At 73.4% G+C, this 23,262-nt stretch carries 21 protein-coding genes and 1 pseudogene; 18 read left to right on the plus strand and 4 right to left on the minus strand.

The genetic code is table 11. The features are described from left to right. Nucleotides 1–309: 309 nt before the first annotated feature. Entirely contained in the window at nt 310–723 is a 414-nt protein-coding gene (locus tag ACFYYR_RS27260; protein ID WP_388858921.1) for a RidA family protein, read from the plus strand. 203 nt (nt 724–926) lie between these two features. On the opposite strand, the gene ACFYYR_RS27265 is transcribed toward ACFYYR_RS27260, so the two are convergent. After that, nucleotides 927–2,258 (minus strand): M14 family metallopeptidase, encoded by a 1,332-nt coding sequence (locus ACFYYR_RS27265; RefSeq protein WP_388858924.1) that lies wholly within the window; start codon nt 2,256–2,258, stop codon nt 927–929. Between the two features lie 184 nt (nt 2,259–2,442). Between ACFYYR_RS27265 and ACFYYR_RS27270 the strand changes: the two genes are divergently transcribed. The 15 genes from ACFYYR_RS27270 to ACFYYR_RS27340 all read left to right on the plus strand — a co-directional run bounded on the left by ACFYYR_RS27270 (nt 2,443) and on the right by ACFYYR_RS27340 (nt 17,357). After that, a complete protein-coding gene (locus tag ACFYYR_RS27270; RefSeq protein WP_388858927.1) occupies nt 2,443–3,333 on the plus strand; it encodes a serine protease in 891 nt (296 codons plus the stop codon). Nucleotides 3,334–3,818: 485 nt separating this feature from the next. Continuing rightward, on the plus strand, nt 3,819–4,676 hold the full coding sequence (locus ACFYYR_RS27275; RefSeq protein WP_388858930.1) for a hypothetical protein: 858 nt from the start codon (nt 3,819–3,821) through the stop codon (nt 4,674–4,676). A 151-nt stretch (nt 4,677–4,827) separates the two neighbouring features. Beyond that, the gene (gene cpaB, locus ACFYYR_RS27280; protein ID WP_388858933.1) at nt 4,828–5,541 is read left to right on the plus strand and encodes a Flp pilus assembly protein CpaB; all 714 of its coding nucleotides are present in this window, start codon (nt 4,828–4,830) and stop codon (nt 5,539–5,541) included. 8 nt (nt 5,542–5,549) lie between these two features. Next, a complete protein-coding gene (locus ACFYYR_RS27285; protein WP_388858936.1) occupies nt 5,550–7,184 on the plus strand; it encodes a CpaE family protein in 1,635 nt (544 codons plus the stop codon). After that, nucleotides 7,181–7,636: a TadE/TadG family type IV pilus assembly protein gene (locus ACFYYR_RS27290; RefSeq protein WP_388858939.1), complete on the plus strand. Its 456-nt coding sequence runs from the start codon at nt 7,181–7,183 to the stop codon at nt 7,634–7,636. Before ACFYYR_RS27285 ends, ACFYYR_RS27290 begins: the two co-directional genes overlap by 4 nt. Before the next feature lie 22 nt (nt 7,637–7,658). Beyond that, entirely contained in the window at nt 7,659–8,996 is a 1,338-nt protein-coding gene (locus ACFYYR_RS27295) for a CpaF family protein (protein ID WP_388858942.1), read from the plus strand. Between the two features lie 194 nt (nt 8,997–9,190). Beyond that, complete coding sequence (locus tag ACFYYR_RS27300; RefSeq protein WP_388858945.1) at nt 9,191–10,129, plus strand: type II secretion system F family protein; 939 nt, start codon at nt 9,191–9,193, stop codon at nt 10,127–10,129. A 13-nt stretch (nt 10,130–10,142) separates the two neighbouring features. Further along, a complete protein-coding gene (locus tag ACFYYR_RS27305) occupies nt 10,143–11,030 on the plus strand; it encodes a DUF5936 domain-containing protein (RefSeq protein WP_388858948.1) in 888 nt (295 codons plus the stop codon). 34 nt (nt 11,031–11,064) lie between these two features. Further along, on the plus strand, nt 11,065–12,828 hold the full coding sequence (locus tag ACFYYR_RS27310) for a histidine kinase (RefSeq protein ID WP_388858951.1): 1,764 nt from the start codon (nt 11,065–11,067) through the stop codon (nt 12,826–12,828). After that, complete coding sequence (locus ACFYYR_RS27315) at nt 12,825–13,874, plus strand: response regulator (protein ID WP_388858954.1); 1,050 nt, start codon at nt 12,825–12,827, stop codon at nt 13,872–13,874. The genes ACFYYR_RS27310 and ACFYYR_RS27315 overlap by 4 nt, the downstream gene beginning before the upstream one ends. A gap of 233 nt (nt 13,875–14,107) precedes the next feature. Beyond that, on the plus strand, nt 14,108–14,356 hold the full coding sequence (locus ACFYYR_RS27320) for a hypothetical protein (RefSeq protein ID WP_388858957.1): 249 nt from the start codon (nt 14,108–14,110) through the stop codon (nt 14,354–14,356). Next, nucleotides 14,353–15,048 carry a pilus assembly protein TadG-related protein gene (locus tag ACFYYR_RS27325; RefSeq protein ID WP_388859337.1) on the plus strand — a complete coding sequence of 232 codons (696 nt, stop codon included), beginning with the start codon at nt 14,353–14,355 and terminating at the stop codon, nt 15,046–15,048. The genes ACFYYR_RS27320 and ACFYYR_RS27325 overlap by 4 nt, the downstream gene beginning before the upstream one ends. 39 nt (nt 15,049–15,087) lie before the next feature. Next, the gene (locus ACFYYR_RS27330) at nt 15,088–15,681 is read left to right on the plus strand and encodes a hypothetical protein (protein ID WP_388858960.1); all 594 of its coding nucleotides are present in this window, start codon (nt 15,088–15,090) and stop codon (nt 15,679–15,681) included. Nucleotides 15,682–15,688: 7 nt separating this feature from the next. Beyond that, nucleotides 15,689–16,324, plus strand: a complete 636-nt coding sequence (locus ACFYYR_RS27335; RefSeq protein ID WP_388858963.1) for an OmpA family protein — start codon at nt 15,689–15,691, stop codon at nt 16,322–16,324. A 151-nt stretch (nt 16,325–16,475) separates the two neighbouring features. Continuing rightward, entirely contained in the window at nt 16,476–17,357 is an 882-nt protein-coding gene (locus tag ACFYYR_RS27340) for a prepilin peptidase (RefSeq protein ID WP_388858966.1), read from the plus strand. 204 nt (nt 17,358–17,561) lie between these two features. Here the strand turns inward: ACFYYR_RS27340 and ACFYYR_RS27345 are convergent, their stop codons facing one another. Then, entirely contained in the window at nt 17,562–17,945 is a 384-nt protein-coding gene (locus ACFYYR_RS27345; protein WP_388858969.1) for an ATP-binding protein, read from the minus strand. 717 nt (nt 17,946–18,662) lie between these two features. Between ACFYYR_RS27345 and ACFYYR_RS27350 the strand changes: the two are divergent. Continuing rightward, nucleotides 18,663–19,412: pseudogene (locus tag ACFYYR_RS27350) on the plus strand (SDR family oxidoreductase); the annotation flags it as partial. 220 nt (nt 19,413–19,632) lie between these two features. Here ACFYYR_RS27350 and ACFYYR_RS27355 read toward each other — a convergent pair. Together ACFYYR_RS27355 and mgrA are read right to left on the minus strand one after the other, a co-directional pair. Next, complete coding sequence (locus ACFYYR_RS27355) at nt 19,633–20,076, minus strand: DUF192 domain-containing protein (protein ID WP_388858972.1); 444 nt, start codon at nt 20,074–20,076, stop codon at nt 19,633–19,635. A 582-nt stretch (nt 20,077–20,658) separates the two neighbouring features. Beyond that, on the minus strand, nt 20,659–21,696 hold the full coding sequence (mgrA, locus tag ACFYYR_RS27360; protein ID WP_388858975.1) for an L-glyceraldehyde 3-phosphate reductase: 1,038 nt from the start codon (nt 21,694–21,696) through the stop codon (nt 20,659–20,661). Nucleotides 21,697–21,808: 112 nt separating this feature from the next. Here mgrA and ACFYYR_RS27365 point away from each other — a divergent pair, with 112 nt between their 5' ends. After that, the gene (locus ACFYYR_RS27365) at nt 21,809–22,606 is read left to right on the plus strand and encodes an isoprenyl transferase (protein ID WP_388858978.1); all 798 of its coding nucleotides are present in this window, start codon (nt 21,809–21,811) and stop codon (nt 22,604–22,606) included. The last annotated feature ends 656 nt before the right edge of the window (nt 22,607–23,262 follow it).

The raw sequence follows: 23,262 nt of genomic DNA on the forward strand, positions 1-23,262 counted from the left end.
CTGGAAACGTTCGTGGGACAGGGACACAACACCCATGACGGATATCGTTCACGGCTGTCTAGCATCCGGAAAACCGCCTGGTCAACGGCGGACCGCGGCCCTGGAAGCGGGTGCTCCGGCGGCGGCCGACGGGGCGTGGACGGGTATCGGGTGGCGGGCGCCGGCCCGTCGGAAGGGCGCAGGGTGCCGCGGACGGCCGTCGACGGGGTCCGGTGAGGGCTTACGGCGGGGGCGGACCCGGGGCGTCCGGGTAGGAGTGCCGGGTGGGGAACCCCATCACGCAGGACCATCCGCGAAGGAGGCCAGCCCATGAGTGACGGGCTCCGCAAAACCGCGATCACCCCGGCCACCCACACCGCGCCGCCGGCGAAGTTCTCGCACGGCGTCAGAAAGGGCTCCGTCCTCCAGGTCGCCGGCCAGGTCGGCTTCCTCCCGGCGGCCGAGGGGCAGGCCCCCACCCCCGCCGGGCCCACGCTCCGCGAGCAGACCCTCCAGACGCTCGCCAATGTGCGGACGGTCCTCGAGGAGGGCGGCGCGCGCTGGGAGGACGTGGTGATGGTGCGCGTGTATCTCACCGACACCGGGCACTTCGCCGAGTTCAACCGGATCTACGACGCGTACTTCGCGGATCTGGAGGGGCCGCCGTCGGCCCGGACGACGGTCTACGTCGGCCTGCCGGCCGGGCTGCTGGTCGAGATCGACGCCCTCGCCGTCCTCGGCTGAACCGGCCGCGCCCGGGGCCGGCGTGCGCGGAACGGCTTCGGGGCCGGAGGGTGCGGAACGGCCCCGGGCCGCGCACCGGAAGGCCGCCCCGGCTCCCGCAGGGAATCCGCCCGCGGACGGGCGGCGGGTGAGGGACCCGGCGCACGGCGAACGGGGCGCCCCGTACGGGGCGCCCCGTTCCCCGCGCAGGAACGGCAGGCGGATCAGCGGGTGGCGCAGTACTGCTGTTCCTTGCCGATGGAGCGGTACATGCAGTCGGCGTTCTCCAGCAGTTGCAGGACGGCGTCGCGGTTGCGCGAGGTCTCCCGCTCGATCACCTCGTCCGGCGGGTAGAAGCCGCCGCCGAAGAAGCCGGTCGGATACATCTCGAAGGTGTAGCTGAAGATCTTCTGGTTCCCCCACAGCCAGTCGTCGATCGAGCCGTCGGTGATGTAGAGGTCGCTCGCCTGCTCCGGGGTGTAGCCGTTGCTGGCCGCCATCTTCCCGCCGACCGCGGCGAAGGCGTCGTGGTCGTCCTTCGTCATGCCCGGTGCGGTGTCGTCGTCGGTGTACCCGTACGGCCAGAGCACCAGTTCGCTGTAGGTGTGGAAGTCGATGCCGGCCGTGATCTGCTGCTTCCCGCCGACGACCCGGCTGCGGGCGAAGTCGGCGACGACCTTCACCTCGGGTGCCGACTCCGGGCGGGCGCCGCGGTAGGTCTCCGCCCCGGGCGTGCCCGAGGAGCCGCCGCAGCAGCCCCACTTGTAGTCCCAGTTGCGGTTGAGGTCGGTGCCGATCCGGGACGACCCGGCGTTGGGCTGCCGGTTGAGGCGCCAGCTCCGGTAGCGGCCGGTGGCGATGTCGTACTCGCCGCCGTCCGGGTTCAGGTCCGGGACGATCCAGATCTCCCGGCCGTCCACGGCCTTGGTGATCCGGGAGTCGCTGCCGTAGTCCTCACCGAACTCGCGCAGCAGGTAGAGGGCCATCTCGACGGTGAGGTGCTCCCGTGCGTGCTGGTGGTGGGTGAACAGCACCTCGGGCTCGGACTCGTCCCTGGCGACGTTGTCGCTGACCTTGACGGCGATGATGTCGCGGCCCTCGTGGGACTTTCCGATGACCTTCTTGCTCATGATGGCGGGGTACTTGGCGATCCTGGCGTCGATCTCGGCCATCGCCTCCGCGTAGTTGTGGTAGCGGGAGTCGGCCGACGGGAAGTCGAAGGCCTTCGCGGCCTTGCCGTCCGTCCGGGCCGGGGGAGCGGGCAGCAGCCGGAGCCGGTGGCCGAGCCGGCGCAGGGTCCTGGCCTGCGCGGCATCGGCGGTGACCACGACGGAGTGGTCGTCCACCTCGTCGATGGAGACCCCCGCCGCGGCGAGGGCGGAGCGCTGGGCGGCGGTGGCGGGGCCGGCCACCACGTACTGCCGGGCGTCCGGTTCGCCGGTGACGGTCCGTGCGGAAGGGGTGTCGTCGGCCTGTGCGGTGAGGGGTGCGGCCAGGGCGAGCGCCAGCAGTGCGGCGAGGGCGGTGGCCCGTCTGCCCTTGAGGGGGAGTCGCATGAAGGCTCCTGGGTGGGGTGTCCGGAGTGGGGTGCTCAGTGCGACGTGAAGGGTGCGGGTGTCCCCGCCCATCGTCGGGAAATGGCATGCAACGGTCAAGAGGGCATGGTTGTTCTCCGCCGTCGGTGCCCCCACAATGCGCATGACAACACCGAAGGATTTTCGGTACAGAGGGGACCCCCACATGAAAAAACCTCTCGTCACTGCGCTCACGGCGGCCGCCCTGGCCGGCCTGGGCACAGCACCCGCGGCAGCCCTCGGTCCTGACCTGACGTCGGCTCCCGTCGCCGCCCAGGCCCCGGCGGCGCAGCCCCGGGCGAAGGCCAGGGCGGTCGACTTCGCCGGCACCGTGGCGCTCAGCAACTGCTCCGGCTCGGTGGTCCGCCCGCCCTCCGCGAGCTCCGCGGACCCCGCACTCGTGATGTCCAACGGCCACTGCCTGGAGAGCGGCATGCCGGGCGCGGGCGAGGTCGTCGTCGACAAGGCGTCGAGCCGGTCGTTCAGCCTGCTGAACTCCGCCGGCCGGAAGGTGGCCACGCTCCGGGCCACCAAGGTCGCGTACGCCACCATGACCGACACGGACGTGTCGCTCTATCAGCTCAACACCAGCTACGCCGCGATCGAGTCCCAGTACGGCATCCGGGCCCTGCCGCTCTCCGCGGACCGCCCGGCGCAGGGCACCGCCATCAAGGTGGTCTCCGGCTACTGGAAGCGGATCTACAGCTGCAACGTCGACGGCTTCGCCCACCGGCTGCGGGAGGGCGAATGGACCTGGAAGGACTCCGTCCGCTACACCGCCGCCTGCGACACCATCGGCGGCACCTCGGGCTCGCCCGTGGTCGACGCGGCGACCGGCAAGGTCGTCGCGGTCAACAACACCGGCAACGAGGACGGGGAGCGGTGCACCGACAACAACCCCTGTGAAGTCGACGAGAACGGCACGGTGACGGTGCGCGAGGGCATCAACTACGCCCAGCAGACCTACGGGATCACCCGCTGCATCGGGGCCGGCAACAAGGTCGACCTGACGCTGCCGGGGTGTGAGCTGCCGAAGCCGTCGGGGGTCCGCTCCTGACGGAACGTGCGGTTCCGACGTGGGCCGGCCGCCGGGGGGCGGCCGGCCCGCCTGCCGTGACCCCCGGCGCCGGGCCGGGCTGAGCCGAACGGGTGATTCGGGAGGGGAATTTCCCGGGGCCCGCCACAGCCCGTGGATCCCTCGCGGCCGGGCCGGGCGCGACCGCGCGGCGCGTCCTGAGCAGTGGGCCCGGTTGTCCGTCATCGCTCAGGGGGCGGGCGTACGTCGTCGTCGGCGCCCCCCCACGTCACCGCCGCCGCTCAACCGCCCCGTCACCGGCCCGTGTTCGGCCGATCCGGCCCGTCTCGCCCGTTTTGGCGATGAACTCTGCGCTGATCATTCCTTGCAGAGTGTTCTCTGGCGCTCACCGCGCGGATAAGCTGCGGAGGCGTCAGGGGGCAGCGCCATCACCTCGAGCAGTGCGTACAGGGATGATCTACCGTCCCCGGGTCCGGCCGGGTACGGAGTGGAACGGGGAACCACACGTGCTCACCGCCATAGCAGTCACCAGCCCCGAGCTGGTGCTTCCGCCGGCCGACCGGCACACGCCCACCGCGGTCGTCCTGCAGCCGCCCGCCCGGCAGGAGCTGGAGGCGGCGCTGACCACCTTCCAGGTCCTGGTGGAACAGCACGGCTACGTCATCGCGCTCTACCCCTCCTCGATCGACCGGGACTTCGCCCGGCGCCTGCACACCGTGCGGTCGGTGATGGAGAGCGACCGGATCGCCCTGCTGCCGGTCGGGCTCCCGCCGCTCGCCGTCGCCGTGCTCGTCCGCCAGTTACGCCAGTTGTCACTCGGCGACTTCAGCCCCGGAGTCCTCGCCTCCGCGGCCCGGCTCCTCTCCCACTACATCCACGCGGGCGCGCTGCTCGCGTCCGTCGCCCGGCTCGACCGGATGCCCGTCGGCCTCGCGTCCCACCTCGGCTCCTGGCTGCCGGGTACCCGCTACGGCGTCCTCGCCGCCCCCGAGGCCCGGCTCGTCCGCGTCCGGCCGGACACCACGCTGGAGGGTCCCGGCTTCGACACCCGGCTCACCGTGGCGGGCGGCCGGCTCCGGTCCGACTGGGTCACCGGAACCCTCGCCCGGCAGTGGCGCGTCCAGGAGGTCCAGGACGCCCGGCTCCCCGAGGACTCGCCCCGCTGGTGGGGCACCGGAAAGCTCATCGAGTTCGCGGCCGCCATCCGTGATCCCGTGATGCTGTACCAGCTCGTCGCCTCGGTGCGCCGGGACCTCTGTCACTGGTGCGGGCTCGAATTCATCGGCGACCGCTGCGCCTTCTGCTCCGCTCCGCTGCTCCGGCCCGAGCTCCCGGCGGCGTCCCACGGTGACCCGAACCGGTGAGAGCTCCCCGCGTCCGGCCGTTCCCGGTGGCCTCCGTGCGGCCCGGCCCCCGGCGTGACCCCGGCCCGCACGCGCGCCGCGCCGTGCCCCGCCCGCCGCACCCGGCACCCGCCACCCGCAACGGCCCCGTACCCCGACGAGGAATCCCCTTATGAACTCACGCCAGCGCCGTGGCGTCATCCTGCTGCTGCTCTCCGTCCTCTGCGCGGGCGGAGCCTTCGCCGGTGTGCTCTCCGTGATCAGCGACGTGGAGTCGAAGGTCGGGCCGGAGACGACGGCCTACGAACTCAAGGCGGACGTACCGGCCTACCGGGCACTGGACTCCGGGCAGTTCCGGCGGATATCGGTGCCCGAGCGCTGGCTGCCGCGCACTGCCGTGACCGACCTCGGCGACCTCCGCGGAAAGATCGCCGTCAATCCGCTGCGCAAGGGCTCCCTGCTCCAGTCCGACATGATCGCCGACCGCCCCGAACTCGGGTCCGGGCAGCAGGAGATCGCCATCATGATCGACGCGGCCACCGGCGTCGCCGGCAAGATCACCCCGGGCTCCAGCGTCAACATCTACGCGACCTTCGAGGGCGACCGGGACGACCGGGCCCCCGTCTCCAAGGTCATCGTCGACCGGGCCCGCGTCATCGACGTCGGCGAACTCACCGCCCTGCGGCCCCGGAACGACGAGGAGCGGCGGCGGGGCGGAAGCGGCGAGGCCGTCCCGATCACCTTCGCCCTGGACACCGACGACGCCCAGCGGGTGGCCTACGCGGAGTCCTTCGCCACCCGCGTCCGGCTCGCCCTGGTCGCCCCCGGGAGCGACGCGTCGATCCCCCGGAACGAGCGCACCTACACCCTTGACGGAGACAGGTGAGGCACCGGATGGCCACCCGAATCCTCCCGGTCGTCGGCGACCCCGACGCCGCCCGGGCGATCACCACGCTGATCGGCCGACTGCCCGACACCGAGCCGCTGCCGGCCGCCGCGGACTCCACCGCGCTGGTCGACACCCTCGCCCGGCTCTCCGGCGAATCCGTCGTGGACCTGCCCGAGGTGGTGCTCGTCCACGAGCGGATCGGCCCGGTCCCCGCCCTGGAACTGATCCGCGACATCGCCCTCCGCTTCCCGGCGGTCGGCACCATCCTGATCACCGCGGACATGAGCCCCGGGCTGTACGCGGCGGCGATGGACTCCGGCGCCCGCGGCCTCATCGGACTGCCGCTCTCCTACGACGCACTGGCCGCCCGGGTGCAGGCCACCGTCCAGTGGGCGGTGGGCGTCCGGCGGCACCTCGGCTCCGACGGCGACGTGCTGACCGGCCCCGGCGGCACGGTGGTCACGGTCACCGGCGCCAAGGGCGGCGTCGGCACCACCCTCACCGCCGTCCAACTGGCGCTCGCCGCCCGCGCGTCCGGCCGCAGCGTCGCCCTGGTCGACATGGACCTCCAGTCCGGGGACGTGGCCTCCTGCCTGGACGTGCAGTTCCGCCGGTCGATCGTCGACCTGGCGGGCATCAGCGACCTCTCCCCGAGAGTGCTGCAGGACGCCCTCTTCACCCATCCGACCGGCCTCGGGCTGCTGCTCGCCCCGGACGAGGGGGAGCGCGGCGAGGAGGTCGGCGACCGGGCCGCCCGGCAGATCGTCAGCGCCCTGCGCAGCCGCTACGAACTGGTCGTCATCGACTGCGGCGCGCAGATGAACGGCGCGAACGCAGCCGCGGTGGAGATGGCGGACACTGCGCTGCTGGTCACCACGCCGGACGTGGTCGCGGTGCGGTCGGCCAAGCGGATGGTGCGGCTCTGGGACCGGCTGCAGATCCGCAAGGCCGAGGAGACCACCACCGTGGTGAACCGGCACAACCGGACCACCGAGATCCAGCCCGCGATCGTCGGGCGGACCACCGGAACCCAGGTCGCCCGCACGGTGGTTCCGGCGAACTTCAAGGAGCTGCAGCCGTGCGTCGACGCGGGCCGGCTCCAGGACCTGGACAGCCGCTCCACCGTCAAACAGGCCCTGTGGGGGCTGGCCGGGGAACTGGGCCTGGCCGGTGGCGACGCACGGGGCGGCGCGGACGGACGGGGCGGCGGTCCGGGCGGCAGATCCCGCAGGCCGGCCGGGCGCTGGGCGGCGTCGGGCCGCCGACGGCGCGGCGCCGACAGCGGTCAGGTCTCCGTCGAGTTCCTGGGGATCACCCCGCTGATCCTCGTCGTGCTGGTGCTGCTCTGGCAGTTCGTGCTCGTCGGCTACACCTTCACCCTGGCCGGTGACGCGGCCGACCGGGGCGCGCGCGCCGCCGCGGTCGCGGCCGGGGGCGGGGGCACCGGCGTCGAGGCCGCCGCCACCGAGGACCTGCCCCGGGCCTGGGCCGACGGGGCCCGGGTCGGCGCCCCCCGCACCGGGCACGGGCTGACGAAGGTGAGCGTCGACCTGAAGGTCCCGGTGCTCTTCCCCGGCGGGGTCTCCTTCCCGTTCACGGTCACCGGGGACGCCGGCGCGGCCACGGAGGACCGGGGATGACGCGGGAACCCGCACGGCCGGAGCGGCGGTGGCCGCCGTCGGAGCGGCTCCCGTCGAACCGGTTTCCGCCGGCCGCGGCACGCCCCCGGCCCCGCGACCGCGGCCAGGCCTCGGTCGAGTTCCTGGGCTTCCTGCCCGTGCTGCTGGTCGTCGTCCTCGCCGCCGTGCAACTGGGCCTCGCCGGGTACGTGGCGGCGCAGGCACGGACCGGTGCCCGCGCGGCGGCCCGTACGGCGACCCGCGCGGAGCCCGCCGCCGACCCGGTGGCCGCGGGCCACGCGTCCATGAGCGACTGGGTCGCCCGGCGCGCCGAGATCGGGGTCTCCCCCGACGGGGCCGACGCCGTCTCCGCCACCGTCCGGGTGCCGGTCCCCTCCGTCATCCCCGGGATCACCCTCTTCGGACCGGCGGAGAAGACCGCCACCATGCCCCGCGACGAGCCGGCCCCGTGAGCCCCGCACCGAGGAGCACCGCATGAGCCTGAGGGCGCGCATCACCTCCCCCGAGACGGCGGGCGGGCAGCACGAGGAGAGCCATCTCGTCGCCGTCTACCGCGCGAAGCTGCTGGAGGAGATCGACCTCGCGGAGATGTCGGTGCTCGCCGCCGCCGAACGCCGGGCCCGCCTGGAACGCGTGCTGGGCCACATCATCAGCCGCGAGGGGCCCGTTCTCTCCACCCACGAACGCTCCCTGCTGATCCGCCGGGTCGTCGACGAGGCACTCGGCCTCGGTGTGCTGGAACCCCTCCTCGAGGACGCCTCCATCACCGAGATCATGGTCAACGGGCCGGATCACATCTACGTCGAGCGGGCCGGCCGGGTGGAGCGGCTGCCCCTGCGCTTCGCCTCCGACGACCAGCTGATGCAGACCATCGAGCGCATCGTCTCGACCGTCAACCGCCGGGTCGACGAGTCGAATCCGATGGTCGACGCCCGGCTGCCCTCCGGAGAGCGCGTCAACGTCATCGTCCCGCCGCTCTCCCTCACCGGCGCCACGCTCACCATCCGGCGCTTCCCGCGCGCCTACCGGCTGCCGGAACTGATCGGGCTCGGCACCCTCGACGAGCCGATGCTGATGCTGCTCTCGGCCCTGGTCCGCGCCAAGTTCAACATCATCGTCTCGGGCGCCACCGGCTCCGGGAAGACGACGCTGCTCAACGCCCTCTCCGGGCTGATCCCCGAGGGCGAGCGCATCATCACCGTCGAGGACGCCGCCGAGCTCCAGCTCCAGCAGTCGCACGTGGTCCGGCTGGAGACCCGGCCGCCCAATGTCGAGGGCAAGGGCCGGGTCACCATCCGCGACCTGGTGCGGAACTCGCTGCGGATGCGCCCGGACCGGATCATCGTCGGCGAGGTCCGGGGCGGCGAGACGCTCGACATGCTCCAGGCGATGTCCACCGGCCACGACGGTTCGCTGGCCACCGTGCACGCCAACAGCGCCGAGGACGCGCTGATGCGGCTGCAGACGCTGGCGTCCATGTCGGAGGTGGAGATTCCGTTCGAGGCGCTCCAGGACCAGATCAACAGCGCCGTCGACTGCATCGTCCAACTGGCCCGGCACGCCGACGGATCCCGCCGGATCGACGAGATCACCATGCTGTCCTCGCGCGGCCGGGAGCCCTTCCGCATCGTCTCCGTCTGCCGGTTCGACGCCCGGCCCCTGGGCGCCGACCGGATCGTGCACGGCAGCTTCCGCTGTCTGCCCCTGCCCGCCCGTACCGCCGAACGCCTGCACTACGCGGGGGAGGCCGTCCCGCCCGCGTTCGGCGTCGCCGCCTCCGACGACCAGCTCGACACCCGCAGAGCCCTCTAGCCGACGGGCTCCCGACAGCCCACCCGACCCGACAGCCCACCCGACCCGACGCAGCCCGATCCGACGAAGCCACGCCCCGCCGAAGCCCACACCGCACCGAAGCCCACGCCCTGCCGAACCTCACGCCTGCCGAACCTCACGCCCGCCGAACCCCACGCCCGCCGAGCCCCACGACATGAAAGCCGGCCCCCGACATGGACCATCTCGCGCTACCGACCCTCGGTGTCACGCTGCTGGCCTGCTGCCTCGCGGTCCTCGGCGGGCACGCCTACGCCACCGGGAAGGCCCAGCGGCAGGCCGTCGTCGACCGGCTCACCGCCGTCGGCACCGCGCCCGCCCCCGGCCGTCGGCGGCGGTTCCCGGGCCTCGACCGGCGGCTGCGGCGCACCCGCTACGGCCGGCACCTCGACAACCGGCTCGCGGCGACCGGCCTGGACCTCACCGTCGGCGAGTTCACCGTCTTCATGGCGCTCCTCGCGGGCGGGCTGTGGCTCGTCGGTGCCTCGGTGCTCGCCGCGTTCTTCGGCCCGATCGCCGGGCTGATCGGCGTCTGGGCGTCCTTCGCGTACCTCAACTGGCAGCGCAGCAGGCGCAACGAGCGGTTCATCAACCAGCTCCCCGAGCTGTCCCGGATCCTGGCCAACGCCACCCAGGCCGGCCTCGCCCTGCGCACGGCGCTGTCCATGGCCGCCGACGAATTGGAGGCACCGGCCGGTGAGGAACTGGGCAAGGTGGCCGACAAGCTGTCCGTCGGCCACTCCGTCGACGACGCCCTGGCGGAGCTCACCGGCCGGCTGCCCTCCCGGGAACTCGTCGTCCTCGTCACCACCCTCGTCCTCTCCAACCGGGCGGGCGGCACGGTCGTCGGCTCGCTGCGGAACCTCACCGTGACGCTGGAGGAGCGCAAGGAGACCCGCCGCGAGGTCCGCACCCAGCTCTCCCAGGTCACCATGACGGCGTTCGCGGTGCCCCTGCTGGGGCTCGGCGCGCTGCTGCTGATGAACCAGGTCATGCCGGGATCGCTGGACCGGATGACCTCGTCCGCCGTCGGCCGGGTGGCGGTGCTCGTCGCCCTCGGCCTCTACGGGCTGGGGTTCTTCCTGATCCGCCGTATGTCGAAGATCGACGTCTGAGAGGAGCGGAACCGTGGGACTGCTGCTCGCGTCGGTGATCGGCCTCGGGGTCCTGGGCGCCTTCCAGGGCCTGCGGATGTACCGGGCGGAAGCCCGGCTCCCCGGCGACCTCGCCGTCGCCCTGGAGGTCGGCGCCTCCCGGACGACCGCCGTCGGCTCGGTGATCGACCGGCTCGGCATGCGCTTCGCCCCCCTGGTGCTGCGCCTGATGGGCCCGAAGCGGGTCGACGCGGTCCGGCGGAGAATCGACCTGGCCGGCAACCCCGGCGGCCTGACCCTCGACCGCTACGCCGCCCGCCGCGCGGTCTACGGCATCCTCGGCGCGGTCGGGGCGTTCGTCATGCTCGACAAGGGCAACCTCGTCCTCGCCGCCCTGCTGCTCGCCTTCGGCATCTGGTGGACGGACGTCGGCATCCGGGCGGCGATCCGCCAGCGCAAGGACGTCATCGAGCGGACGCTCCCCGACTTCCTCGACGTCCTCGCCGTCGTGGTGAGCGCGGGCCTGGGCTTCCGGCAGGCCCTGGACCGGGTCGCCGACCAGTACGCGGGGCCCTGGGCCGACGAACTCCGCATCACCCTGCGCCAGATGGACATGGGCGTCAGCCGCCGGCAGGCCTTCGACGAGCTGCGCCGGCGCAACGACTCCGAACAGGTCGCGATGTTCGTGACGGCGCTCCAGCAGGGCGAGGAGCTGGGCGCCCCGATCGTGGACATCCTCATCCAGATCGCCACCGACATGCGCCGGACGGACGCCCAGAACGCCCGCCGCAGAGCCGCCCGAGCCGTGCCGAAGGCCACCGCCGTGATCACCACGTTCATGGTCCCGGCCACGATGATCCTGCTGGTCGCGGGCTTCGTCTTCGGCTCGGGCGCGGACTTCGGCGCCATCACCGGACAGTGACGGCACGGACGCGGTGGAAGGAGGTGCCGACCGGATGTCCCGGGGAGAGAACGTCACGCACGGAAGCCTGACCGGCGGCCCCGCGGGCACCCCGCGGCCGGGCCCGCCGGGGCACGCGGAGCACCACTACGGAGCCGGGCACGCGTACGGCCCCGAGCGCCGTCCGCCGCGCTCCGGGTATGGGTACGGGTACGGCCCGGAGCATCCCGCACCGTCCGGGCAGCCGCACCGTCCCGAGAGTCCTCCGCCGTCCGGGCAGCCGCACAGCCCCGAGCGTCCTCCGCCGTCCGGGCACCCGTACAGCCCCGAGTGGTCGCGCGACCCGGACTGTTCCGGCCAACCGTCGCTCGGTATCCAGGTGAGCGCCCTCCAGGCGCTGTGCCGGCAGGTCCTCGGCTTCCGGATGGCGATGATCGGCCTCGCGGCCCCGGCCGCGCTCGCCCGGACCGCCCCCGGTCTGCCCTCCTGCCTCGTCGGGGGCGCCGTCGTCGTCACGTTCATGGGCTCCTACGTCCTCTTCCGGGACTGGGAGCGGTTCGGGCCGCTGCTGCTGCGGCACCCCGCGCTGCTCGCCGTCGACATGGTCTTCGGCTCGCTGCTCCTCATCACCGCGACCCCCGAGTCGACCCTGGCGTACGTCACCAGCTGCACTCCGCTGCTCGCCGGGCTGGTCTACGGCTGGCGCGGCGCGGGGGTGTTCGCCGGGCTCGACGTGCTGCTCCTGGCCACGCTCTACGCCGCGGACGGCCGGCTCGACGCCACCGGCCCCAACGCCTATCTGCTGGCCGGGTTCGGTGTGGTCGCCGGTGCCATCGGGGTCACCCTGCGCGGTCTGATGTTCCGGGTCGGCGCGGCCACCCGGGCCCTCACCGAGGCCCGCGCCCGGCTCGCCGTCACCGAGGCGGTGGGCGCGGAACGGGCCCGGCTGGCCCGCGAGATGCACGACTCGGTGGCCAAGACGCTGCACGGTCTGGCGCTCGCCGCCGACGGCCTGGCGGGAAGCGCCGGGCGGATGGACCCGGACGAGGTCGGACGGCAGGCCGGAACCGTCGCCCGCGCCGCCCGCCGGGCGGCCGCCGAGTCGCGCGAACTCCTGTCCGACCTGCGCCGGGAGACCGACATCGACAGCGCCGGCACGGACCTGCCGGGGGAACTCGCCGTGCGGGTGGCCGACTTCGCGGGCCGGACCGGCCTCGACGCCCGGGTCCGCCCGCTGAACGAGACACCCGTGCCCCCGGTGCCGTACGCCGTGGCGCGCCAGCTGCTGGTGATCGTGGGGGAGGCACTGGACAACGCCGCCCGGCACGCCCGTCCCGCGCACGTGGTGGTGGAGGCGGGCGTGGTGGACCGGATGCTGTGCGTCCGGGTCCTGGACGACGGCCGCGGACTGCCGCCCGGCACCACGCTGGACGGCCTGCGCAAGGGCGGGCACTTCGGCCTCGTCGGCATGGTGGAGCGCGCGGCGGGGCTCGGCGCGCGGCTCCGGATCGGTCGCGGCGGAGCGGGCAGCGGCACCGAGGTCCGTCTCGACCTGCCGATGGCCGCGGTGCTGCCGGCCGGCCACCGGCCCGGCGCCCAGCCCCCTCCCGCCGTCCGGCACCCACGCACCGCTCAACCCCGCGGCCCGCAGCCCACCGCTCCGCAGTACGCCGGTCCACATCTTTCGGGTCCACAACCGGGTCCACAACCGCCGGGCCCACAACCTCCGGGCCCACAGCAACCGGCCACGGAACCCCGTGAGCTCTCCCATCCAGCGCAAACCCGTCCCCGCCCATCGAGAGGAGGCCGCACGCCATGACGGTCCTGCCCGGCACCGGCGGATGCGGCACCACCCCGTCCCCGCCCGCCGCCCTCCGGGAACCCCCCGGCGCACGGCCGCTGCGCGTGGTCGTCGCCGACGACAACCCGGTGGTACGGGCCGGGCTCAGCACGCTGCTCGGCAGCCGCGAGGGCATCGAGGTGGCCGCCGAGGCCGCCGACGGACGCCAGGCGTACGACGCCGCGCTCCGGCACCGCCCCGACGTGATCCTGCTGGACGTCCGGATGCCCGGCGTCGACGGCATCGAGGCCCTGCCCCATCTGACGCCCCTCGCGCCCGTCCTGATGCTCACCTACAGCGGGGAGCGCGACCTCGTCCGGGAGGCCCTCCGGCTGGGTGCGGGCGGCTATCTGGTGCACGGTGAATTCACCGTCGACCAGCTCGTTCTCGCCGTGCGCGACCTCCGCGCGGGGCGGGCCCACTTCACGGTGACCGCTGCCGACGCATTGCTGGAGCACGTTCGCTCCGGAGCGTACGACGCGCCGTCCGCGTCGGCTCCCGGGAGGTCGGGCGGGCATCGGGACCCGGCTGCGCCGACGGGGTTCGGACCGGCCGACGAGGCCCGTGGTGACAGGCCCGTACCGCCTCCTGCGGCCGGCGTGCCGCAGCAGGACCGGGCCGCCCGCAAGGGTGTCGCCCCGACATCGGACAGTCCACGGGAATCCTGGACTTCTTTGCAAGTGCGACGAAATATGGGACAGTCGAGAGCCGGGTCTTCCGGGGGGCGGAGCCCATCGGCCGGCCCGTGGACGGCAGTCGGGGAGCCCCGGAGCGGAAGTCCGGTGGACCGGGCGCAGTTCGGGCTGAGCCGGCGGGAGGCGGAGGTGATGGAACTGATCACGACGGGCATGTCGAACCAGCACATCGCCGCCGCATGCTTCATCAGCGAGAAGACGGTCAAGAACCACATCAACCGGATCTTCGGGAAGTTGCACTGCGAGAGCCGCAGTGCCGCGATCGCCGTGTGGATGGGCATCGCGCGGGGAGCCCCGGCCGGCGTGGCGAGAGGAGCGCACCGTGACTGAGGACGCACGGCCCACGAGCCGGCCGGTCCCCGGAGCGCACCCCGGCGCGCGGGCGAACGGCCGGATCTGGGCCCGGATTTGGGCCCCTGGGCCCTGGGGCGGGCCCCTCCCGTCGGCCTACGGTGCCCGGGTCGACAGCGGCACCGGCGAGAGCACCACCGCGAACGGGGACGGCGCCCACGGGACCCGGGCCACCTCTCTGCGAGGGGCGAGCCCCGAACGAGGGGAACTTCATGAGCGATCTGCTGACCAAGGCGTACGTGACGACCGAGGTGCGCGCGGCCCATTGGAGCAGGACGGCCGGCGCGGCGTTCCGCAAGCGTTATGCCCAGCCGTGGGACCGCGGCCAGACGGCGGTCGAGTACCTGGGCATCATCGCGGTGGTCGTCCTGATCGTGGGCGCCCTGGCAGGCACCAAGATCGGCAAAACCATCTACAAGGCGATCGGCGAACAGATCAGCAAGGTCACCGGACAGGGCTGAGTTCCCGCCGGTCCGGCGACACCGGGCAGGCCTTCCCCATCTACATCACGGTGGTGGCGGGCCTGCTCTTTCTTGCGTTCGCGTACTTCGCGGTCGCCCAGGCCGTGGACCGGCGCAGCGGTGGCCAGACCGCTGCCGACGCCGCCGCGCTGGCCGCGGCCCAGGACGCGCGCGACCAGTTGCGGACGGCGCTGCTGGACCCCCTCCTGGACCCCGGTGCCCTGAAGGACCTGCTGAACGGGCAGGGAGTCGAGTTCGCGACCGCGTGCGCCGAGGCGCAGTCCTTCGCGGCGCGGAACGGCGCCGATGTTGTGGTGGGCGAGGGCTGCCGTCGGGTGGACGACGGGTTCACCGTGACCGTGGAGACCCGGGGCACCGTCGGCGACTCCATCGTTCCCGGCACGGAGGACCGGCACGCCCGCGCCACCGCGACCGCGGTCGTCGAACCGCTCTGCCGCGTCGCGCCCGCTCCGTCCGCCACCGAGTCCGGCCGTCCCGACGACGGCGCGACCGGTCCCGCCGACGACGAACCGGAGGAGCCGGACGAGCCCGGCGCAGAGGACCCGGGTGACGACGAGGAGAAGCCGGGGCTCGAACTCGACTGTGCCGGTCACGCCTGGGTCATCGACCCCGGGAGCGGCGCTCCCCTCCCGGAAGCGGCGGACCTGTTCTCCGTTCACCTCGAGGGCTGAGCCGCACCCAGCGAACGACGAGTAAAGGACACATGGTTCATGAGCACTGGGCAGACAGCAAAGGCCCGAAGGGGCACGGCAGCGGTCGCGCTGGCGGCCGCTCTGGTTCTCGTCGTTTCCGGCTGTGGTGGCGAGGAGGCAGGCAAGCCGCAGGAGCCCAAGCGGACGGAACGGGCCAAGGGCGATGGCGGAGCGGAGCGACAGGACAACGAGGCCGCCGAGCCGAGGCGGGTGCTGGCGACGATCAAGGGCAGGAGCGGACTGATCATCACGGTCACCGAGGCCGATCGGGACTCCGGGGGGTTCGTCACCGTCTCCGGAACGCTGAAGAACACCAGCGACGAGGACTTCATCTCCACCGATGCCACCGACTGGAGCGGCGACGAGGAAGAGGTTCTCAAGCACGGCGAATCCCTCGGCGGCGCCACCCTCGTCGACAGCACCGGGAAGAAGCGCTACTACGTCCTCCGGGACACCGAGGGCCGCCCCCTGTGCACCACCTTCGAATCGGACATCGAAGCGGGGAAGAGCGTTCCGGTCTTCGCCCAGTTCCCCGCTCCGCCGGCGAACACCCGCAAGGTCGACTTCCAGGTCCCGACCTTCCCCTCCGCCTCGATCGAGATCTCCGGGTGAGCGCCCCATGACCAGACCCCGTCGCCCCCGTCCGGCCGCCGCGCTCGCCCTCGGCGCGTGCGCCGTGGCCGCGTTGACGCTCGTCCCCGCCCCGCACGCCGTGGCGGACGACCCGCCCGGACTGCCCGGGCCCGCGGCACCGCCGGTGCGCGTCGACGCCGACGACCCCGGGCTCAAGATGGTGAACGGCGCCACCCTCGCCCCGGCCAAGGTCCTCGACATCACGTCGGTCGTGGAGTCCGAGGGCGGTGAGGAACGGCGGGAGGACACCAACCGCAGCGTCACCTTCGCCCTGCAGGCCGAGGTGCTCTTCGGCAAGGACAGCGCGAAGATCGGCGACGGCGCCCGGTCCCGCATCCGCGAGATCGCGGACGAGATCGAGAAGCAGGACGCCCCGAACGTCCGGGTGTTCGGCTTCACCGACAACCTCGGCTCCTCCGCCCACGGCGACGTGCTGTCCAAGAAGCGCGCCGACGCGGTGCAGCGGGTCCTCGCGGGGCTCCTGGGATCGGACGTCACCTACGAGATCCGCGGCTACGGCGAGGACTATCCGATCGCCGGCAACGACGACGAGGAGGGCCGGAAGAAGAACCGCCGCGTCGAGGTCAGCTTCCCCCGCGCGGAGCCGGGCGGCGGCGGATGACCGCCGCGGGGGCGGGACGGCCGGATTCCGCGGGCCCGGTCCGGCCCCTGACGCGGCCGGTTCGGGCGCCGTACCGCCCGGGCGGCGTGGCGCGCCTGCCGGCCCGGGACTGCCCTGACGACCGCCGTTCCCGGCCCCGTAGGGTCGGGGGGTGCATCCGATACTGACCGTCCTCGCCGCCTGCTACGGCGCCGTCGCCGGGGTGTTCGTGCCGCGAGCCGTCTACCGGCTGGCCGTCGAGCCCGAGCAGCAGTGGCGCGCCGCGTGCCCCGAAGGCCATCCGATCACCGGACCGGCCGGCGGCTGGCTCGGCCTCGCGCGCTGTGCGGTCCCGGCCCACACGGCACCGGCCGGTCTCCCGGACGCTCACCCCGACGGCACGTCCCCCGCTGCCACGGTCTCCACCGACCCGACCGACCCGACCGGGCCGAACGCACCGACCGGGCCCGGCACATCGGCTGCCCGCGACCGCCCGCGCGGCGTCCACGCCTACGGGCCCCCGGCCGTGATCGTCGCCCTCCTCACCTCGCTGGTCTGCGCCATGCTGTCGGCGGCCGTCGGCAAGCGGCCGGAACTGGCCGTCTGGCTGCTGCTCGCGCCCGTGGCAGTGGCGCTCGCCCTGGTCGACACCGCCGTCAAGCGTCTCCCGGATGTGCTCACCCTGTCGCTGGCCGCCGGGGCCGCCACCCTGCTCGGGATGGCCGCCCTGCTGCCGGATTCCGCGGGTTCCTGGGTGGGCGCCCTGCTCGGGGGCTGCGCCCTGGGCGGCGTCTACGGCCTGCTGTTCCTGATCCATCCGAGCGGGATGGGCTTCGGTGACGTCAAACTGGCCCTCGGCCTGGGCACGGTGCTCGGCTGGTACGGCTGGGCCGTCCTGTTCACGGGCACGTTCGCGGGCTTCCTGCTGGGTGCGGTCTACGGGGTCGGGCTCATCGTGCTGCGGCGCGCGGGCCGGAAGACGGCGGTCCCGTTCGGTCCGTTCATGCTCACCGGCGCTCTGCTGGGGCTGCTGCTCGGCGGTTTCGCGTCCTGAGCGTCCGGGCGTCCCACCGCCGGTGCTCCACCGACGGCGCCCCACCGACGGTGCTCCACCAAACGGTGCTCCACCGGCGGTACGGCCCAGCCGGTACCCGAACCCCCACCGGCACCGCGCGGCTCGTCCGCACCGCTCCCCGTACCAACCCTCATCGCATCCGAACCCGCGCCGACCGTCCCCATCGACAAGGCGTCCGATCGCTCAGCTCGTGGCGACCGCCGGGTGCCGGATCTCGCACCACACCACTTTCCCGCCCGAGCCGACCTGCCGCTCCGTGAGCGCGTAGCGGCCCCAGTTGTCCGAACAGAGGCGGACGAGCAGCAGCCCCCGGCCGCCCTCGCTCTCCAGGTCGGCCGGAATCGGCGAGGGCAGAGCCGGGTTGGTGTCCCAGACGCTGATCCGGAGCGTGTCGTCGGTCCACTTGAGCCGTACGGAGGCGGGGCCCGTCGAGTAGCGGTACGCGTTCGTCGCCAGCTCCGAGGTCAGCAGCTCCGCCGTGTCCGCGAGTTCGTCCAGTCCGTGCTGGTCCAGAACCATGCGGACGGTCGACCGGACGATGGCCGGTCCCAGGGGGTCGTGGGGCACCTGGAGGCTGTACTGCCACGATGCGGGCGGCTCGGGAAGAGACCCGCGATCGGAGGCCGGAGCAATGACGGTCATAAGGGGCTCCTGTTCAGGCGGGGAATTTGTACACGTGCCAAGGGCGGACTGGGATGAATGTCGGCCCGCCCGGAGAGCCGTGAACCGGGCGCTGTCAAGAGCGCGAACAGGGGCAAGTCCCGCTCTGCGGAATGCTGTTCTGCCAGGTGGGAGCGGATGTGCCGGAGTCGGGACCGACGGACCGGCCTCGCCGGGCCGGGGCCGGAGCGGTGAGCCAAAGCACACCGGAACACGGCCGAGGTGCACCCCGCGCCATCACCCTCGGGCATCGGAGGCTCACAGCGGGCGACGTGACAGCTGTCATGGACTCAGCCATTCGCGGACGCACCCGGGCGGGACAGGCGTCCCGGCCGCCACGGGAGTCCCGTACGGCACAGCCACCGGCCGAAGGGACAGCGGAACGCCCGAACGGCCCATCCGGTGACTCCGATCGCCCCTGCCGCCCGGTGCTCATGACAAGCTGAGGCCGCCGGTACCGGCACCGGAGGGGCGCCGGCCGAGCGCGTGACCCCGCCCGCCGGTCCGCCGCACACCCGGTGGGGCGAGGCCCCGCGCACTCGGCCCGTCCCACCGCGACCGGACCCGTCTCGATCCGCGCCCGCCGCTTCTCGCGAGCGGGCCGCCCGCTGGGAGGTACGCACGGTGAACGGAACCGTTCTGGTGACCGGTGGCACCGGCACGCTCGGACGGGCCGTCGTCCGTCGGCTGCTCGACGACGGCACCCCGGTGCGGGTGCTCAGCCGGCGCCCCCGAGCGGAGGCCGACCGGATGCCGTACACCTGGGCGACCGGCGATCTGCGCACCGGGGAAGGGCTCGACGCGGCCCTGGACGGGGTGACCGCGGTCATCCACTGCGCCACCGCCAACGGCCGCGGCGACGCCGAAGCCACCCGGCTGCTGACCGAGGCCGCACAGCGGGCCGGCCGTCCGCACCTCGTCTACATCTCCATCGTCGGGATCGACCGGCTGCCGCTGGGTTACTACCGGGCCAAGCTGGCCGCCGAGCGGCTGATCGAGCACTCCGGACTTCCCTGGACCGTGCTCCGCGCCACGCAGTTCCACGATCTGGTGGCGCGGATGACGTCGGCGCAGCGGCGACTGCCGGTCGTTCTGACAGCCGCCGGGGTGCGCTTCCAGCCGGTCGACGTCCGCGAGGTCGCGGACCGGCTGGTGGAACTGGCCGCCGGCCCGGCGGCCGGACGCGTGGCCGACATGGGCGGGCCCGAGATCCGCGACGCCACCGATCTGGCCCGCAGCTGTCTCCGGGCCGCCGGCGTCCGACGCCGCGTCGTCCCGCTGCGGCTGCCGGGTGCCCTCGTCGCGGGCCTGCGGAGGGGCGGCAACCTGGTCCCGGACCGTGCCGTCGGCCGGATCACGTTCGAGGAGTTCCTGGCCGGACCGGCGAACGGCGCGACACCGCCCCCGCAGCAGGGGCTGACGGAGCCCGGGAAGCCGGAGCCCGAGAAGCGGGAGCCCGGGAAGCCGGAGTCCGGGGAGAAGGCGCCCGGGAAGTCGGAGCCCGGGGAGAAGAAGCCCGGAGAGAAGAAGCCCGAGGAGTAGGAGACGAGGATCAGGAGGAGCGCGCGCCGGGTCGCCCCGCCCGCGCGACACGTCAGCCGATCTCGACCACCGCACCGGGCCGCAGCCCCCAGCGCGCCATCGCCCCGGCCTCCGCCTCCAGTACGTGCCGGGCGCGCAGCCGGGGGAGGCCGAGCCGGCCGGGCTTCATGGTGCGCACGGCGATGACCCGCAGCCGCCGGTCCAGATAGGCGACATCGATGGGGAACCGCATCCGGAAGGTGTGCACCCCACTGGCCGGGGTGAGCAGCAGCGCCCCCTCGATACCGTCGCGCCCGAGCAGACCGCGGGTGCGGGCCCGGTAGGACGTGGCGATCTCCACGGGAATGGGCGCACCCGGGGCTTGGGACCGGGACGCCCCCCGACCCGCGCACGGCACCTCGCTCGGCGATGCCTCCCGAGCAGCGGGCAGCCCCGTGCTCCCGCCCCCGGTGCCGTCGATCCGTAACGCGCTCCTGCCGTCCTGCCAGCGGCCCATCCGTCCTCCTGCCCTCCGGGCCCGGCGCACCGGGCCGTCCCCTGTCGCGGGCGGCCCCGGTTCCCGGATCCGCCCGCCTGCGTACCCGGCCCGTACCCGGCTCCCGGCCCGGAGCCACCCGTCCGCCCTCCCCGGGTGCGCTCGACGAGCCGGCCGTGTCCCGCGGCGTCCCGCCCGCGGTGTCCCGCCGTGTCCGGGAACGGCGGGTCTGGTGCTCATGGGGCGGACGGGGCGGAAGTCAAGGCTCCCCTCCCGCGTCTAACCCCTCTCCACAACTCTTCTCCGGACCCGCCCCGAGCGGTCCCGGCCCAGCGTGGCGGGCCTGCCGGGGGCCGCGGCGGAGACGTGCGACGCGCCCAGCGCGCCGTCACCCCCGTCATTGCCCCGACCACGCCCTATGAGCCGCTATGGTGGAAACCCCCCCTCGGGCCGGTCCGTATCCCCCCCACGGACCGGCCCGCTTTCTTTGCCCGGTGCGCCGGAGCCGCCCCATGGCGCCCCGCTCGGGGAAACTCCGGATCCAGGCCCCTCGGGCCCCGCCTCACCCGGGCCCCGCCCCGGCCTCAGCTCCGCGCGGCGGCCTCAGCTCCGCGCGGCCCAGATGTTCACGCCCTCCGTGGACCGGGCGAAGGAGTCGATCTCCGTGAGCTCGTCCGCCGTGAGCGGCGGGCCGTCCAGCGCCGCGACATTGGTCTCCAGCTGCCGCACGCTGGACGCGCCGATCAGCGCCGAGGTCATCCGCTCGTCCCGCAGCACCCAGGTCAGGGCCAGCTGGGCGAGGGACTGTCCGCGCCGCTCGGCGATGGCGTGCAGCCCCCGCAGCCGTCGCACGACATCGTCCGTCAGCAGCCCCGGGTCCAGGGACTTGCCCTGGGACGCCCGCGAGCCCTCCGGTACGCCGTCGAGGTACTTGTCCGTCAGCAGACCCTGCGCGAGCGGCGCGAAGGAGATGCATCCCATGCCCTCCGCCTCCAGGGTGTCGAGCAGCTCGTCGTCCTCGGTCCAGCGGTTGATCATGGAGTACGAGGGCTGGTGGATCAGCGGCCGGACGCCCATGTCGCGCAGGATCCGGGCCGCCTCCCGGGTCTGCTCCGCGCTGTAGGAGGAGACGCCGACGTACAGGGCCTTGCCCTGCTGCACGGCGGACGCGAGCGCGCCCATCGTCTCCTCCAGCGGGGTGTCCGGGTCGAACCGGTGCGAGTAGAAGATGTCGACGTAGTCGACACCCATCCGCCGCAGTGAGGCGTCGAGCGAGGAGAGCAGGTACTTACGGGAGCCCCACTCGCCGTACGGGCCGGGGTGCATGAGGTAGCCGGCCTTGGTGGAGAGGACCAGTTCGTCCCGGTAGGGGCGGAAATCCTGGGCGAAGAGCTTGCCGAAGTTCAGCTCGGCCGAGCCGGGCGGAGGCCCGTAGTTGTTCGCCAGGTCGAAATGGGTCACCCCCAGGTCGAACGCGCGGCGCAGGATCGAGCGCTGCGACTGCAGGGTGCGGTCGTCGCCGAAGTTGTGCCACAGCCCGAGGGAGACCGCGGGCAGCTTGAGGCCACTGTGGCCCGTGCGGCGGTACCGCATCGTGTCGTAGCGCTCATCGGCGGCGAGGAAAGGGGAGGTGTCTGTCACACCGCCCTCCCTATCACGGGGTCCCGGCCCGGCCGGGTTGGTGGCGGAGGGCGACCGCGCAGTAGGCTGCTGGCTTCGGGGCCGCCATGTCACGGAGGGGCTGAAGAAGGCGATGCTGCGTTTGTCCGGGGGCCGCTCCCCGTATCCGCGGGTGGTACGTGACCTGGCCTACAGGCTCTACGCGCGCCGGGTGGAAGGCCGCCTCGACCACGATCAGGTGCCCAAGCACATCGGCGTCATTCTCGACGGCAACCGGCGGTGGGCCCGTGCCTCCGGCGGCACCGCCGAGCAGGGCCACCAGGCCGGGGCAGAGAAGATCAAGGAGCTGCTCGGCTGGTGCGCCGAGACGGACGTCGAGGTCGTCACCCTGTGGCTGCTGTCGACGGACAACCTCGACCGGCCCGAGGAGGAGCTCGTCCCGCTGCTCGGCATCATCGAGGACGCGGTCCGCGACCTCGGGGCCGACGGCCGCTGGCGGGTCAGCCACGTCGGCGCGCCCGATCTGCTGCCCCCGCGCACGCAGGCCGTCCTCAAGGAGGCCGAGCAGGCGACCAGCGGTGTCGACGGCATCGTGGTGAACGTGGCCGTGGGCTACGGCGGCCGTCAGGAGATCGCGGACGCGGTGCGCTCGCTGCTCCTGGAGCAGGCCGGGCGCGGCAAGTCGATCCAGGAGGTCGCCGAGGTGCTCGACGTCGAGCACATCGCCGAGCACCTGTACACGCGCGGCCAGCCCGACCCCGACCTGGTGATCCGTACCAGTGGTGAGCAGCGGCTGTCGGGCTTCATGCTCTGGCAGAGCGCCCACTCCGAGTACTACTTCTGCGAAGTCTTCTGGCCCGCCTTCCGCAAGGTGGACTTCCTGCGGGCGCTGCGCGACTACGCGGCCCGCCACCGGCGCTACGGAGGCTGACGCCCGGCCGGCCGCGGCCCGCACCGCGGCCCGCCGGGCTCGCCCTCCCGCCGCGGCGGCAGGGCCTCGCCGCCCGGGCCCACACTCCGTCAGCCGGTCCAGGCCCACCGGCTCGCCCTCGGCCGCCGGTCGGGGCCGTCCGTGCCGGGGGGCCGTCCGTGCCGGACGGTCCGCGGGCGGACGCCACCCACCGGGGCCGGGACCGTCCACCGCCTTACCGCCTCCCGGCCGCCGTCGTGCCCGGCCGGCCCGGGTGAGCTCTCTCCTCTCGTACCGGGGCGCGCCCGGGGGCGTGGGTGACCCTGCGTTGCTCCGGCCGGGGTATCGGAGGAACCCCTCTGTCGTATGAGCCGCGCGGCCGCGCGCAGTGACCCGTTCGGACCATGCCCGGCCCGGCCCGGCGTGGCGGGCGGTGGCCGATTGAGACCGGTGCGGCGGCCCCGTTCCCGTCCGCGGCGCACCGGAACCCGGTGGGGACATTCCGTAGGGTGAGCCGCGTATCGCCGCAAGTTGGACGGCGCTGTTGCCCAACGTTCACCGTCGCGCCGTCATATGCCATGGCATGGCCGCGCACGTTCGAGGGAATATCTCAGTCACGTCGACGCCCGGTCCACGGGCGTCCGGCACCAGCGGGTGGCATGGGGCCGCCCGCCCGG

It is taken from the genome of Streptomyces sp. NPDC001922 (assembly GCF_042891165.1).
Taxonomy (GTDB): domain Bacteria; phylum Actinomycetota; class Actinomycetes; order Streptomycetales; family Streptomycetaceae; genus Streptomyces.

Excerpts from the sequence above, each read along its gene's own strand:
- ACFYYR_RS27270 (WP_388858927.1), top strand. The coding sequence starts at position 2,443 with ATGAAAAAACCTCTCGTCACTGCGCTCACGGCGGCCGCCCTGGCCGGC.
- ACFYYR_RS27295 (WP_388858942.1), top strand. The coding sequence starts at position 7,659 with ATGAGCCTGAGGGCGCGCATCACCTCCCCCGAGACGGCGGGCGGGCAG.
- ACFYYR_RS27320 (WP_388858957.1), top strand. The coding sequence starts at position 14,108 with ATGAGCGATCTGCTGACCAAGGCGTACGTGACGACCGAGGTGCGCGCG.
- ACFYYR_RS27315 (WP_388858954.1), top strand. The coding sequence starts at position 12,825 with ATGACGGTCCTGCCCGGCACCGGCGGATGCGGCACCACCCCGTCCCCG.
- ACFYYR_RS27335 (WP_388858963.1), top strand. The coding sequence starts at position 15,689 with ATGACCAGACCCCGTCGCCCCCGTCCGGCCGCCGCGCTCGCCCTCGGC.
- cpaB (WP_388858933.1), top strand. The coding sequence starts at position 4,828 with ATGAACTCACGCCAGCGCCGTGGCGTCATCCTGCTGCTGCTCTCCGTC.
- ACFYYR_RS27365 (WP_388858978.1), top strand. The coding sequence starts at position 21,809 with ATGCTGCGTTTGTCCGGGGGCCGCTCCCCGTATCCGCGGGTGGTACGT.
- ACFYYR_RS27355 (WP_388858972.1), bottom strand. The coding sequence starts at position 20,076 with ATGGGCCGCTGGCAGGACGGCAGGAGCGCGTTACGGATCGACGGCACC.
- ACFYYR_RS27290 (WP_388858939.1), top strand. The coding sequence starts at position 7,181 with ATGACGCGGGAACCCGCACGGCCGGAGCGGCGGTGGCCGCCGTCGGAG.
- ACFYYR_RS27260 (WP_388858921.1), top strand. The coding sequence starts at position 310 with ATGAGTGACGGGCTCCGCAAAACCGCGATCACCCCGGCCACCCACACC.
- ACFYYR_RS27300 (WP_388858945.1), top strand. The coding sequence starts at position 9,191 with ATGGACCATCTCGCGCTACCGACCCTCGGTGTCACGCTGCTGGCCTGC.
- ACFYYR_RS27310 (WP_388858951.1), top strand. The coding sequence starts at position 11,065 with ATGTCCCGGGGAGAGAACGTCACGCACGGAAGCCTGACCGGCGGCCCC.
- ACFYYR_RS27265 (WP_388858924.1), bottom strand. The coding sequence starts at position 2,258 with ATGCGACTCCCCCTCAAGGGCAGACGGGCCACCGCCCTCGCCGCACTG.
- ACFYYR_RS27330 (WP_388858960.1), top strand. The coding sequence starts at position 15,088 with ATGAGCACTGGGCAGACAGCAAAGGCCCGAAGGGGCACGGCAGCGGTC.
- ACFYYR_RS27285 (WP_388858936.1), top strand. The coding sequence starts at position 5,550 with ATGGCCACCCGAATCCTCCCGGTCGTCGGCGACCCCGACGCCGCCCGG.